This is a genomic window from Glaciecola sp. SC05 (assembly GCF_041380235.1).
Classification (GTDB): Bacteria; Pseudomonadota; Gammaproteobacteria; order Enterobacterales; family Alteromonadaceae; genus Glaciecola.
The window spans coordinates 60,372-72,815 of the sequence record NZ_JBGIYY010000024.1; the positions used below are offsets into that span (position 1 = coordinate 60,372).

A 12,444-nucleotide genomic window follows, 5' to 3' on the forward strand; every position below is an offset into this window, starting at 1 on the left:
ATAGTCAATGCCATTAACATTAGCCGGATTTAAAAAAGCAATTCGTCCAAAACCTCATCAAGTAAAAAGTTGGCTGGTTATTTGTAAAGCTCAAACAGGTCAAATCCGCGTTATGTACTCTACCGGAGCCGGAGCATCGCGGACTTCTTCATTGTCAAGTTGGCCAATGGGAATCTTAGTATGGGTAATACAAAATATAGAAAGCGGTATGATGATTGAATCGATAAAAAAAGTGAGAACCGACTGCGGTCTAGTTACTACCTATGATTTTGTTGACTCGGCGGAGATTACGCCGATAAAACACTAAGTAAGCTTTTGCTAGCTTCGCTAAGGTCATAGTCAGCAATTAAAGTAAAAGCGGAAGGTAAATTATTAATCACTGCATTGAGTTCCTATGAGCTCTGCTTGAAGAAAGACATTCCGAATTTCACAAACACCTATAAAAACTGATTTATATTAGGGGTAGCGAAGCTTTAATTGTCACGCGATTGATTGGATGACACTTTATAATAAACTATCAATGTCTTAACATCTTAAAAAAATATTCAAAGGAAGAATTATCATGAAACTATCATTCATATGTTTTACTGCTTTCACTTTAACATTATTAATTTCGGGCTGTGGAAGCACCTCAAAAAGCTTGTCAAAAATTGACGGAGAATTTATTTATCCGTCAATGCCAATTCTCACAGAGTCTTCATTTATTTGGGATGATGGAGATTCAGAAGCGCTTAATATTGTAAAGATAGCGAGACCTGCAGGTATTGGGAATAGTTTACGTGATTATGAAGATCCAACACATGCATCAATTGGTCAAATAGGTGGTTTTTCGCGCTTGGTTGACGCAGGGCTTGGGTTAGCCTCGGGTAGTTTATTTTCTATTGTGCAAAGTGAATCCTTGACTACTGGAGCTAATACCGCCGTAGAATTTAAACCAGCTATTGTAGAATTAGTCGATAGATCGTTGGTTTACGAAAATGGCAAACCCTCTTACAAAAAAGTTCGGGAATATGTAGCAAATAAAATCAAAAAAGCTATCGAATTAGATCATCCAGAAATTGTGTGGGGTGGCACATATTCGCTTTATAATGGTGTGAAGCGTTTTGACCTCGCCTTGGTGATCGATAGTGAAAAAGAGTGTTTAGCTGTGAGGCGCACCATTACTGGAGACGAAGATTCTCCTGCTTTTGTAACGCGAAACTTTGCCAAGATTTTTGTTGATGGTGAAGATGTAGAAAGAGACTTCTGTTCATTTGGTTTGCATTTAAGCCTTCCTTATGAGTTAGAGGGTGGGAAGGTGGCAATAGTTGCTGAGTTGAAATCAGGAGCTTACTTCGTAGAAACCCTGATTTACCATTACGATGGTTACATTGTAATACCAGATTTTTTCTCAATGAATAGTAGTCGAGCTATTCGCACTGAATTTGCTTTTGTTTCTAAAAGTGGCAATAAGCTACTTTTTCAAAAACAATAGATATTTAGTGCGCAGTGGCGAAGAGGCTGATAAGCGTATTGCGTCAGCTTGATCTTCCACTTTTCAATTGAGGATCTCGTCTAGCCCGCACAATAAGCGAAAATTCTATGGTCGCCTCAACAACTTAAATATTGCTGACTATTACAGTACTTGCTATGCAAAACCCTAAGTTTAACTGACTGAATTAGTCAGTTGATAAACTAGCAATTGATTGTAAAAGTCGGCGGGGTTGGTGATTTGTCCGTTTTTGGCTTTTTTGTAGTTAGTTTGTTAACTAATGGCTTCGGAAGAGATAGTAAGCTAATATCTAATTTAATATAAAGATGATTGAAAGGTACACGGATAAACTTTATGACATGGTCATTTGAAAAAATAAAGCATACCGTTTTTAATCGTAACCCTCTCGACTCCACAGATGTGGAGCTTAGATTTCATCCTATCGTAAGAGTTGCTCAGCGACCTTCTGACATAGCCTTATTTCAAGATAAAGTTAGGGATATGTTTCCTAAGTATCGGCAAAATAATGTTCGTGGCGTATCTTTTGCAGCAGACAAAGGATCGATGACGGTACAAGACGAAATCGAACATGTTTTTTCTGATGTATTAAACAGAAATTCATTAGTACTGAATCAAAATACACTCAGAGCAAGTAGCCAAGATCATCAAAATAGAAATGAATTGATATCACAATTTAATAAAGGTCTTGTAGCGGCGCAGAATGTTTTTGGCGGAATTAATGCTTTTAGGCTCGGTGTTAGGTACGTAAACATCATTAATAAAACTGAAATTTCTAAAGATTTAGGAGTAGAAACATTAGAGTGGGAAGACTTGATTTCCGGAGAGTTTTTACGGATGCCTCATGAAATTAACGACAAGACCAATACGAACTTCATGATGGAAATAGGGTCAAATCTTCAAAATGGTGATGGTGAATTGACCTTGAGATATGGTTTAATTCAAAATCATCCCCAATTACCTGATCATTTTAGGTTCGATATAGATCGTTACGTTCAAAAAGACGATGGACTCTCGATTAACACAACCTTAGATACGATCAATGAGTTCACTGATGATATATATTCCTTATTCAACACTGTAATGGCTGATAAACTAAAACAATGGATGGAACAATAATATGAGCATAATAGCCTATTATCATGAGCCTATTTTCTCTCGCACCGCTGATAGGTCCGAGCTTACAACTAACGATGCTATGTGCAGAGTCATCTCTAAAATTATACAGTCTGGATCTACTCAAACGGCTTCCCGTTGGGCACTGCCATTTAGTTTGCCCACTGCAACAGTGTATTCACCAAACGAGATTGAGGAATTATTGTACAAAACGGTTGAGTACATTGACCAATCGGCCAATGTATTATTACCCATCGATAATCAACTAGAGTGTTTGGTAGATAGCTTGGTCAATGAATCATTGGCAAAGCATGAGGTTACTCCGTTAACTAGAACTGTTTAATCATGCTTACTGAACGCTGGCCTCCGGTTTATGATGCTGAGGATTTAAAACAAACCATTAGTCTATTGGTTAGCCCTAATGGGTCAGCATCTCAATTATATTGCCTAAGGTCGCAGCCGACTGCATGTCAGGGGGATGTTTTTGAACTTGATTCGAGTGTGCCCCTAATTCATGAAGATGGCAAACCTGCTACAAAGGGCGATTTCAAATACTGGCTGGTTATAGGAAATACTTGCGACATAAGTCGCAGTCTCGAAGAAGTCGAGTATTCTCAAATAGTGCCTATTCACACCATAGAAGGTCATTCTGTGACTAGTGATCAGCGAAAGAGTTTTTTGACATATGCCTATTCTAGACGTTTCTACTTACCACCTTGGGAGGGAATTGATTCTGAAGCGGTTTTTTTTGCTGACTTTACAACGCCTGTTACCGTGCATAAAAATGTCATTCAGGACTTGGATAAACGCAAAGCTACCTTGAGCCATCATGGTTGGATACTTTTACACAGCTGTTTAGTTCGCTTTCTGGCGCGCGATGATGGACGATACGATTAAGATAAAATAACTCCTAGTTCATTAATATCCTCTCTATTGATTCCGTAATTATCTTGACAGTTAACAACGGAGTTTGAAATGGAGCAGATATACGCTATATTCCCCCTGAGAGAAGGTGGCCTAGCCTAAAATTGACAGCGTCTGTTAGTTATGGACAATCTAGAAATACTGGTGTCTTCATTTGCGCCTTAAGTTGATTTATGATGAAAGATCCTGTCAATCTAGTAAATCAAAACACGCGCCGAACGTCCGAAAATGTCTATTTTTTCCCTGAAAAGGTACATACCTAACTTCTGCTTTGAGAAGTAGGGCTGACTATCAAGGCTAACCATACGGAAGTCAGGAGGTGGCACAAAGCACTATTACGTATGTAAACATCATAAAACACTAGCCGTTGAGTCGACGGTCAGTGTTTAGTAAAGACCTCAATTAAGCAACGTCGAATTAGGTGCGAGCTCATACATTTTAGAATAAGCTGGGCAGCACTAATTATTTACTTGTATTATTAATTAGTTTTTCTGCCCCAATATAAATCGCCACAACATGCATTACCCACTTCAGCGCATTCGACCCGTATTTGTTAAATTTAATTGGCGTTTTGAATGTTCCAATGACCTTGTGGCTGTCTTTTCTTAAATACTGCAGTGATAACTGTCCATGAGGAAATAGCTTCTTATTCTTTTTGCGATCAGGACAAACCCTAATGTTACCGAGAGATACTTTACTCCACACAGAGATACATTTATCAACATTGTCAGTCAAAGGGACCAGGGACACGTGCCAACGGTTAGGTGCGATGATTCCTTTAAATTGACTAATGAATGTATTAAGGAGAGCGGGATCTTTGAAGCTAATTTCTGGATGATCTTGGGATATCGTATCAAACGCATGGTGTATCGATAGTTTCAGATCTTTGCATAAGGCTTTGTCTGATTCCAGCAGTCTGATGATCCTATCAGCATCCAGCTTTTCGATATTTGAAGCGGGCTTTATCGGACATACGCCGCTGAATTCACTAGGGTACAACCTAGGTTTCCCTCTCGTTGTTTTATAATGCACTTTAATTTTCTTAGCGACTTCTATTACCGCTTCAATCCATTGTTCATCGTACTCAAGCCTCCAAGCTACCTCTGCTGCCGAGCCATGCTCATCATATAACTTGAGGATTTGGTCTATTGATTCAATGTTTTGTTGGAAAGATATTATAACTACGGGTTTTGGCTTATATCGTACTTGTTTAGAATTTTTGAGAGTGCTACATAACCCTTTTGCCTGTTCTGTAATCAGTCCTACCGGCGTCATAATTATTTTATTATCTGCTGTCTCGTCACCTATTGCCTTTACAAGCTTTGAAGGGCGAATACGCAAAATTTTTCGCCATACATTGAAAGTTAAGTTGTAGCGGTTGTTCATGGAAGCTTCGTACAGCAATAAATCAGTGAAATGCGCATAAGTAGACAAGGTAGTTTCAGGACTTAAGTGCCCTGCTAATGCCGCGACCTGAAAGTATTTATCCGATTCGTTGCATGCTAAGAATAGTTTCATTTGAGCTATTCGTTTCTGGTCATAAGCTAAGTACTTTGTCTGTAACCTTTCACTTCCAAGTAGAACCAATTGTAAATTTGAAATGCCTGTGTGTCGCAGTGAATAGAAACGAGTAGGCTCGCCCTGATAACTTTTAAGGAGCTTCCCAATGTTAGTGCCTATGGCCGTGAGTGGCAGTGGTATATCAGCGTCTATCACCTGTGAGAATAGCAGTGCTTTTGGTCTTTCAATAGTTTGATGGCGTCTCATTTTTATGAATCGTACAAATATGTCAAATTCTTCGGGTAGTAAAAGTAAACTTGTAGGTATCATTCGTCGCGCATTTGCGGTTTTAAGGATTGACCAAATACTCGGACGAATGGTAATCCAAGACATATTAGAAACTTCAATGTCTTTAAGCCTTATCCTTAAAATTTCAGAAGGCCTCATAAATAAACGGTTGGCTAATATAATAATAACGTCGATACCGTGACGAATGAGTAAAGATGATTCTGCATAAATGGTTTGCATGTCATCTCGCAGGCGCTGATAACTTTGTTCGCTCACCACCTCACTTCTCACATGTGTCACGGCTAGCGGTCCCCCCTCAAATTCGTCGGGCAGCGCTATTTGAAATTTTACGTGGGCATGTGTTAATAATCTTATGAGTGCATTGCGTGAATCTCTATCTTCTTTAAATCTTTCTTCACCAATCAATTCAAAAAGTACCTGCATATCTGCACCGTCGGCTTCCTCTAGCTGATCTTTTCCCACCTTGGCTAGCCAAACTTTGCCAATGGCATGCAAATTGCGAGTTGCTGAGACATTACGCCAGTCTTTGCTTTCTAATTTAGTAGATATCCAGTCAAGAAGTATTTCTGCCGCGGGCGGCATAGATTCATATTTCACACTAACTTGTGCTAATTCACGTCTTGCCTCTTTTTGTGATCTTATGTGCCCATGCTTGTCTTTCTCTGCACAAGCTGAACATAAATCGGCAAAAAAAGCTTCGTTGGAAAATTCACCATTATACTTTTCAAAAAGTTTTATCTTTTTTTTGTTCTTTTTTACCAGCTCTTTACTGGCGTTTTTAAAATCGAAGGAATCGGTTTCATTGATTACCCTAATATCATTTACAGCATAAAGGCTTTTAACACTCATCGAAGCGCTTGAGTAGCTTCCGTTCGCGTAATTTTTTAACGATATATTTGGCGCACCGCTACTGGCACGGTAAAAATAAAGGGCGCAAGCTTTTAAAAATAATACTGGTGATGGTAGACGAACGTCATGCTGTAGCTTTACCTGTTTAAAAATGTACTTTACCAAATCAGACAAACCATAAACTGGTTTTCCTGTTTGCTTTTTCATCTTTTTCAGACCAATTATGGTCGCTAGGCTTAAGGAGTCGGGGTACCAAAACCGAAGAGTTTCTAGCACTTCACTATTTTCTGCGACGGTATTCGTTTCGTGGCGTCGGTCCTGAAACCGCAACTTAAAAAAGAAGTGCTTTTCAATAAAATTTAAACATTGCTCTTCAGTCTGGAGCTTATAAAGCAGTGCTTCCATGCTCGGTACATTGCAAAGGCCACTGTTTGTTGCTGAAAACAACATGATCGACGCCAGCCTGAACTGCATATCATCAAGGGATACTGTTTCCCATAACGATTGAACTTCTGAAATAAGGTAGGGGATGTGGTTAGACAATAACTCTGCTTTTTCATCAAACGAATCATATCGATCTTTACGGAACTTGCTCTTCGAGCCAAGTAATATCGCACTTAACGCTTCTAGCAGGAATTGTATCGATTCATTTCGTATTTCAAAGTGTTCGGTGATGATATTGAACAGCCGATAAAAACAATCTTGCTGCTCATACTTATCTTTAACGTTGTGAGGGTTGTTTTTCAGGTCAATATCAATTAATCCCTCAGCTAAGCTTTGTGACGCCTTAGGATAATCCTGCGCTGATGACAGTGCATATTGATTAAGTAATTGCCGTATGTAAGACTCATTAGTTGCTATATTTGAGGTTTCCAATTCTCGACTCCAAGACTCTCTAACCAGTCATTTATATGAATACTAATTTGCACTAAATCTGCATAATTAGTGGTGTGAAATTTTCCTTCGTTAAATTCAAAGTCTTCGACATGGCCCATAAATCGCTTCACATGAGCCGGTGGTGACCCAGCATCCAATAAAACAGTTTTTACTTTATGGCGAGACCAGTTTTTTGGTAGGTCATAATATTGGCCAAAAATCATTCCGGTATGTGTTGTGGGTGTATATGCACTTATTGCAGTTGTCCCAAAATAGTGAAAAAGAGGACCTAGCGACTTGTAGGCCTTGTCAGTCTTATTGCTTATTTCATAGGGTAAAAATCTGCACTTTTTGGAAACTGCATTTAGATAATTGACATAGTTTTGTAGGGTTTGTTGACCAAATGCACAAATAGGTATTCTGCGTTTTGACCGAGCTCCTTTGTCTTCAATCACTAAAGATTTAAAACCAAACTCGAAGTGGTTTAATAATACCGAGTTCATCCTAGTGGGACGAAGCAGCGTACATAATTGCAAAATAGAAATGACAAAAGTTGTGTAGTTATTGTGAACTACTTCTATTTGCTCAAGCGAATCTGCCTTACTATTGCGTCGGTTTACTAAGAAGTTGAATAGTTCTTTTACCGTTTTATCTGATACGACGCGATTACCACCTAAGCTATTGTTAGTCTCAATAGTGGGAAGGCATGAATCATTGCTGGCGACACCAATATGTAGTGAATCTACATATTGCTTTAACCCGCTGTAGATAATGGCAAGTGAACGATGGCCGTAGTGAGAGTGGGGCGATGATGCTTTGTCTTTATCCGTGATAAAATCTATATCGCTTGATGACAGATCAAAATGATGACACGTTTGAAGGATGTGTTGTTGCAAGCGATTTATCGTTACCTTCTGGAATGCAGCGTTTTTAAGCTTGGCGAGGTTTTGGTTGATTAGTTTTTCTACATCAATTGGAACAAGCTCAAGTTGACGCGCCCGCTTTAATGCATGAAAAAAGATAAATGGAAAAGGGATATAAAACTCTCTTAATACAGATTCAAAAGTAGCTTGGTTAGTGGCGTTAGGGCTAAATTCTGAAAATGACCAACTAGATCTTAACAAGCCTACTGATTCGACGTCGTTTACTTTATGTGGTCGAACTAAGGTCGAACTGGACAGTAACTTTTTAACTGACCAACCAGTGCAGAGACAGAGCATCGTAATTGCCCTAAAATAGTCGTTGATGTCTTCATAACACCAAGTAACTGTTTCATTTATACTTTGGCGGGTTAAGCATGAAACATTGGCTGTTAAGAGCTTTTTTCTTTTTCTATGTATAGGTGTTAAATCGATTGGTTTGTGTTTTTTTGCGCTCATGCTCCGATCCCTCGTCTCGCATGCCTAAATGAAGAGCGAGAAACTTGTAGGAGAGTTGATAGCGCAGATGCCGAGCGCGAAGAATCATAGTTCTTGAATAGGCGTTTTTGGGTTTCAATTGGACAGTTATCTAAAAATTCACAGAGGTGCCCTAATATATGCTGCTTATGCAGGCTAAATGAGAATTGAGAAAACACGTAAAGCCAAGCTTGATACTCGATTTCTTGGCTTAACCTTCTGTTAAAGACCAAAACAGAAATGGATTGTTCATCATCGACTGGGGGGCTGTGTAACACCTTCCAGTTAGCAAAGATCTGCACTCGGCCATAAACAATACAGGCTATTGGTATTTCAAAATTGGCTTGGTTTAAAATAGTAGCGGGCAAATCTTTACGTCGCACTTGTGTAGATAAACTCCGCGAAAACAGAAAAGCTTCTAGAGCATCTGGATGTAACGTAACGTCTTTTATTTTTAAGGTTTTGACATAAGGTTGTTTGTTATTTATTTTCATTGTTTGCTTCCCGTTGTTGTTAAACTTAACGAGAGCCTAACAAAGGAAAGAGCAAATTCTTTCGGTAGAGAGGGTTATTATAGGGGGTCTGTGTATTTAGTCTGAGGTCGTCCATAAATCATTAAGCGAAAATCTCTAGCAGCGAAACGGAAAAAGACCAACTTTGGTATATTTGGTATGTTTGGCATTTTTAGTGTCGAAAACAAACTTAATTGAAGAGCGGTGGTATATTCGACAAAATAGACGAGAAAACTTGTATCTAATGGTTTTTATTCGTTGGTAAATAGCTGTAATTTAGGCATGAGGTAAGATCAAAACAGTAGAAAAAAGGATGAACACTTATGGGATTAAAATTAAAAATTACAGCTCTGTCGCTTGGTCTCTTGCTAGTAGGTTGCGGCAGCACGTCAAAAAATTTGTCAAAGGTAGACGGTGAATTCATATATCCGTCGATGCCAATTCTTGAGGAATCTGTATTCGTTTGGAATGAAAATGAATCGGAAGCATTGAATGTTGTGAAAATGGCTCAGCCAGCTGGCATTGGAAATAGCTTACGTGATTATCAAGATGGAACACAAGCCTCTATCGGGCAAATAGGAGGGCTATCTGGACTTGTGGATGCAGGGTTCGGCTTTTGGTCAAGCGGCTTGTTTACTGTTGTTCAAGGAGAGTCATTACGAGCTGGTGTGAACAATGCAGTCGAATTCAATCCAGCTATTGTAGATGTGGTGAATAAAAATGATGTATCAATTAATGGGGCTCCATCTTATAAATTAGTGAGAAACTACATAGCACAGAAGGTTAAAGCGGCTATAGCAATTGAACATCCTGATGTGACATGGGGAGGTGTTTATTCGGTACATAGTGGTGTTGAAAAAAATGATTTATTTCTGGTTTTTAATGACGAAGCATCTTGTAGGAAGAACCGTTCATTAATGAGAGGGGAAGTCGATACAAAGCCAATTGCCGTTAGAAAACTTTCGGATGTTTTTATTGATGGACCAAATGAAAATGGAACATATTGCGGGTTCAGTTTTGACTTATCCATAACGTATACAACAGAGAGTGATGACATTGTTATCGTGGCAGAATCGCTATATGCGCCCTATTTTGTAGAAGCTTTGGTGAATCATTATGATGGGTACGTCGTAGTTCCAGACTACTATAAGTTTAGTAGCAAGAGTGTTATGAGAACAAAGTATGCATATGTGTCTAAATCTGGCGAAAAGTTATTATTCGAAAATCCAAGTAAGTAAATTAGGGTTTGATAAGCATGTAAAGGTGTTATCAGCTGAATTCAAATAAATAGCAGTAAATATGGATATCAGATATTCGGAAGGTGGCCTAGAGCGCAACTAAATCAATGCAATAAAAAAATTGAAAGTGTACTGAGTGGCCCTAAATCACAGAAACAAAAAGGTAAAGTGCTAACTAAAGGCTAAGGATTTAAAGATCTTCAAGGTCTAATGAAATCCTTTAACGAAGGCTGGAAGGGTTAGCCTCTAGAGGCAAGAAATTTACAACATGGAATTCGTTATATAGTATTCGATAACATGCTAATATTTTTTATTAGAGCATCTTGCAAATTAGTGAGGATGTAATGGAACTATATGTATATATTTGGCTAGCTACAGTGTTTGGATTTGCTTTTTTAGCACTCGCTATTGCTATCTATCAAACCCGCAACAAAAATTGATGATTGCTAGCATAAGATAAGAATAAATGACGAATCAATTACAAAGAATCGTGAAAAAGCTGGACGGTGACGGGCCTATTGAGAAGCACATATTGCTTCTTAAGCTGACGGAGGCACTAGAAAACGCACCTGAATTCGGCGATAAGCCAGTCATGGAGGTGGCCTCACCACAGCGATTGTGGCTATCCAAAGTTGGGGCGTTACTTTCAAGATTAAATATAGAGAGAAAGGTACAGTTCAAAACTAGCTTTAATTCACTCATTCAACACTGGATGACTGCAGTGGTGCAAATTCAAGGGCAGGTACTTGATGCAATCGAAGAAATAAAGCTAGAGCTTGAACTTGAAGATAGAAGCGATATTGGCAGCGCTTATGCTCCAGGCGATGTTTACAGATTCTTTGCTGATCTTAAAGAAGTAATTAACTCGGCGGAATCTGAGGTCCTGATTGTTGATCCATATTTTAATGGTGAGGCATTTGAAGCTTATCTTTCTTCGGCAGACTCTGAGCTCAATATTCAAATACTAGCTGATCGTTATTCTAAAGATATCTATACTTATATTGAAAAACATACGTCCCAGTTTCAAACTCAAATTAGGCTAAGACGCAGCAAAGAATTGCATGATCGCATTATATTCATAGATCATAATGTGGCATGGATCATTGGCGGGTCAATAAAAGATGCAGGAAAAAAAGCAACGTATTTGATCCCTATACAAACTCCAATTGCTCTTGCGAAAAAACAGATTTACCAAGAGATTTGGAATAACTCCAAGGAAGTAGAGTGCAGCGCATAACAAGTGGCCGTACTGAAAAAACTATTCCCTGCGCTCGCATTTATAAAGTGAGCTTCGCGTTATGTGCTAAGGAGCCCATATGAACTCTGAATTTTTCATAGGAACCGTGATTTCAATCTTTGGGATAATTTTTGCTTACTTCAAAATAATAATAGACTCCAGAAATAAAGCTAGGGACAATCTATTAAAGGATATTGAAATTTTAGGCAAACTTGATAAAGGTGAATTTTATGATCGAGCTTTGTTTTGTGTTCAAAAAAATGCCAACATCCTTTATCCCGATAACTCTGTTAAGCATTTATTATTAGGCATTTCAGGATTTACAATTTATATTTCAACGGGTTTTCTATCCATCTATTTCTTAATTAAAGGAGATGATTGGTGGGTTGTTTCAGCTATCTTTTGTTCACTGTCGCTTTTAATCATTAAACGAAGTACACACATAGACTTTTTTAAATCAAAAGAAAAGCTCAAATTAAAGAAAGCACATGACATGTCAATTGTGAACAATGAATCGACACCAAAAGTCTAGACACTTCGTAGTCGTTTACGATGTCTGTTCATTGTTTTGATTGATTTGCAAGTAAGTAAACTAAGTTATACCAATTTAGTATCGTGTTTTGCCGTGGCTGAAATTGGATGATCTTAGCCATAGATTTTGTGCAGTTTTGTGACGTGACGGTTTCCAAAGGTATTAATCGGCTAAAAACGTACTGCAAACGCACTTTTCTGAACGTCAATATCCACGCGGGCTAGACGTTTTTCGCCGGCTTACACCAATTAACAACTTTTCGCCGGGGTGCCCTCCGAAGCCGGCGGTCGCGCGTTCGAATCGCGCCGGGTGCGCCATTTTCTCTTGTTCTTGACCTTCTGCCGTTTTATACAAAACTTGCTGGTTTTGCACTCGCGGCCGTGACCATTTTGATAAGTGTGCTAATTCTTTCTTCAATCTTAAACCATTCGGTATATCGTAACCGTAGCCCAAACCCCGTCTACT

The 12,444-nt window shown here is 38.8% G+C and carries 12 protein-coding genes; 8 read left to right on the forward strand and 4 right to left on the reverse strand.

Translation table 11 applies throughout. The features are described from left to right. The first annotated feature begins 7 nt into the window (after positions 1-7). From AB9H30_RS17860 to AB9H30_RS17880, 5 genes are all read left to right on the forward strand, one after another. Positions 8-307 carry a hypothetical protein gene (locus AB9H30_RS17860; protein WP_371196094.1) on the forward strand — a complete coding sequence of 100 codons (300 nt, stop codon included), beginning with the start codon at positions 8-10 and terminating at the stop codon, positions 305-307. Positions 308-562: 255 nt separating this feature from the next. After that, entirely contained in the window at positions 563-1,474 is a 912-nt protein-coding gene (locus AB9H30_RS17865; protein WP_371196095.1) for a hypothetical protein, read from the forward strand. A gap of 351 nt (positions 1,475-1,825) precedes the next feature. Continuing rightward, entirely contained in the window at positions 1,826-2,608 is a 783-nt protein-coding gene (locus AB9H30_RS17870) for a TIGR04255 family protein (protein WP_371196096.1), read from the forward strand. A gap of 1 nt (position 2,609) precedes the next feature. Beyond that, positions 2,610-2,948, forward strand: a complete 339-nt coding sequence (locus AB9H30_RS17875) for a hypothetical protein (RefSeq protein ID WP_371196097.1) — start codon at positions 2,610-2,612, stop codon at positions 2,946-2,948. 2 nt (positions 2,949-2,950) lie between these two features. Continuing rightward, positions 2,951-3,502, forward strand: coding sequence for a hypothetical protein (locus AB9H30_RS17880; RefSeq protein WP_371196098.1), 552 nt, complete (start codon positions 2,951-2,953; stop codon positions 3,500-3,502). Positions 3,503-3,991: 489 nt separating this feature from the next. Here the strand turns inward: AB9H30_RS17880 and AB9H30_RS17885 are convergent, their stop codons facing one another. Genes AB9H30_RS17885 through AB9H30_RS17895 form a run of 3 tightly spaced genes read right to left on the reverse strand, consistent with a single transcriptional unit; the run spans position 3,992 to position 8,954 of the window. Then, positions 3,992-7,063 (reverse strand): hypothetical protein, encoded by a 3,072-nt coding sequence (locus AB9H30_RS17885; RefSeq protein ID WP_371196099.1) that lies wholly within the window; start codon positions 7,061-7,063, stop codon positions 3,992-3,994. Then, positions 7,045-8,442 (reverse strand): hypothetical protein, encoded by a 1,398-nt coding sequence (locus AB9H30_RS17890; protein ID WP_371196100.1) that lies wholly within the window; start codon positions 8,440-8,442, stop codon positions 7,045-7,047. Before AB9H30_RS17890 ends, AB9H30_RS17885 begins: the two co-directional genes overlap by 19 nt. Beyond that, a complete protein-coding gene (locus AB9H30_RS17895; RefSeq protein ID WP_371196101.1) occupies positions 8,439-8,954 on the reverse strand; it encodes a hypothetical protein in 516 nt (171 codons plus the stop codon). The genes AB9H30_RS17890 and AB9H30_RS17895 overlap by 4 nt, the downstream gene beginning before the upstream one ends. Before the next feature lie 341 nt (positions 8,955-9,295). Between AB9H30_RS17895 and AB9H30_RS17900 the strand changes: the two genes are divergently transcribed. The 3 genes from AB9H30_RS17900 to AB9H30_RS17910 all read left to right on the forward strand — a co-directional run bounded on the left by AB9H30_RS17900 (position 9,296) and on the right by AB9H30_RS17910 (position 11,979). Continuing rightward, positions 9,296-10,210 carry a hypothetical protein gene (locus tag AB9H30_RS17900; protein WP_371196102.1) on the forward strand — a complete coding sequence of 305 codons (915 nt, stop codon included), beginning with the start codon at positions 9,296-9,298 and terminating at the stop codon, positions 10,208-10,210. A 466-nt stretch (positions 10,211-10,676) separates the two neighbouring features. Further along, entirely contained in the window at positions 10,677-11,447 is a 771-nt protein-coding gene (locus tag AB9H30_RS17905; protein WP_371196103.1) for a hypothetical protein, read from the forward strand. A 79-nt stretch (positions 11,448-11,526) separates the two neighbouring features. After that, a complete protein-coding gene (locus AB9H30_RS17910; RefSeq protein WP_371196104.1) occupies positions 11,527-11,979 on the forward strand; it encodes a hypothetical protein in 453 nt (150 codons plus the stop codon). Between the two features lie 204 nt (positions 11,980-12,183). Here AB9H30_RS17910 and AB9H30_RS17915 read toward each other — a convergent pair. Then, positions 12,184-12,444: hypothetical protein (locus AB9H30_RS17915; protein WP_371196105.1), on the reverse strand; the 261-nt coding region annotated here is incomplete at its 5' end.

Bases quoted from the DNA above. Each gene is read 5' to 3' on its own strand.
- AB9H30_RS17860 (WP_371196094.1), top strand. From the start codon at position 8: ATGCCATTAACATTAGCCGGATTTAAAAAAGCAATTCGTCCAAAACCT.
- AB9H30_RS17865 (WP_371196095.1), top strand. From the start codon at position 563: ATGAAACTATCATTCATATGTTTTACTGCTTTCACTTTAACATTATTA.
- AB9H30_RS17870 (WP_371196096.1), top strand. From the start codon at position 1,826: ATGACATGGTCATTTGAAAAAATAAAGCATACCGTTTTTAATCGTAAC.
- AB9H30_RS17875 (WP_371196097.1), top strand. From the start codon at position 2,610: ATGAGCATAATAGCCTATTATCATGAGCCTATTTTCTCTCGCACCGCT.
- AB9H30_RS17880 (WP_371196098.1), top strand. From the start codon at position 2,951: ATGCTTACTGAACGCTGGCCTCCGGTTTATGATGCTGAGGATTTAAAA.
- AB9H30_RS17890 (WP_371196100.1), bottom strand. From the start codon at position 8,442: ATGAGCGCAAAAAAACACAAACCAATCGATTTAACACCTATACATAGA.
- AB9H30_RS17895 (WP_371196101.1), bottom strand. From the start codon at position 8,954: ATGAAAATAAATAACAAACAACCTTATGTCAAAACCTTAAAAATAAAA.
- AB9H30_RS17900 (WP_371196102.1), top strand. From the start codon at position 9,296: ATGGGATTAAAATTAAAAATTACAGCTCTGTCGCTTGGTCTCTTGCTA.
- AB9H30_RS17905 (WP_371196103.1), top strand. From the start codon at position 10,677: ATGACGAATCAATTACAAAGAATCGTGAAAAAGCTGGACGGTGACGGG.
- AB9H30_RS17910 (WP_371196104.1), top strand. From the start codon at position 11,527: ATGAACTCTGAATTTTTCATAGGAACCGTGATTTCAATCTTTGGGATA.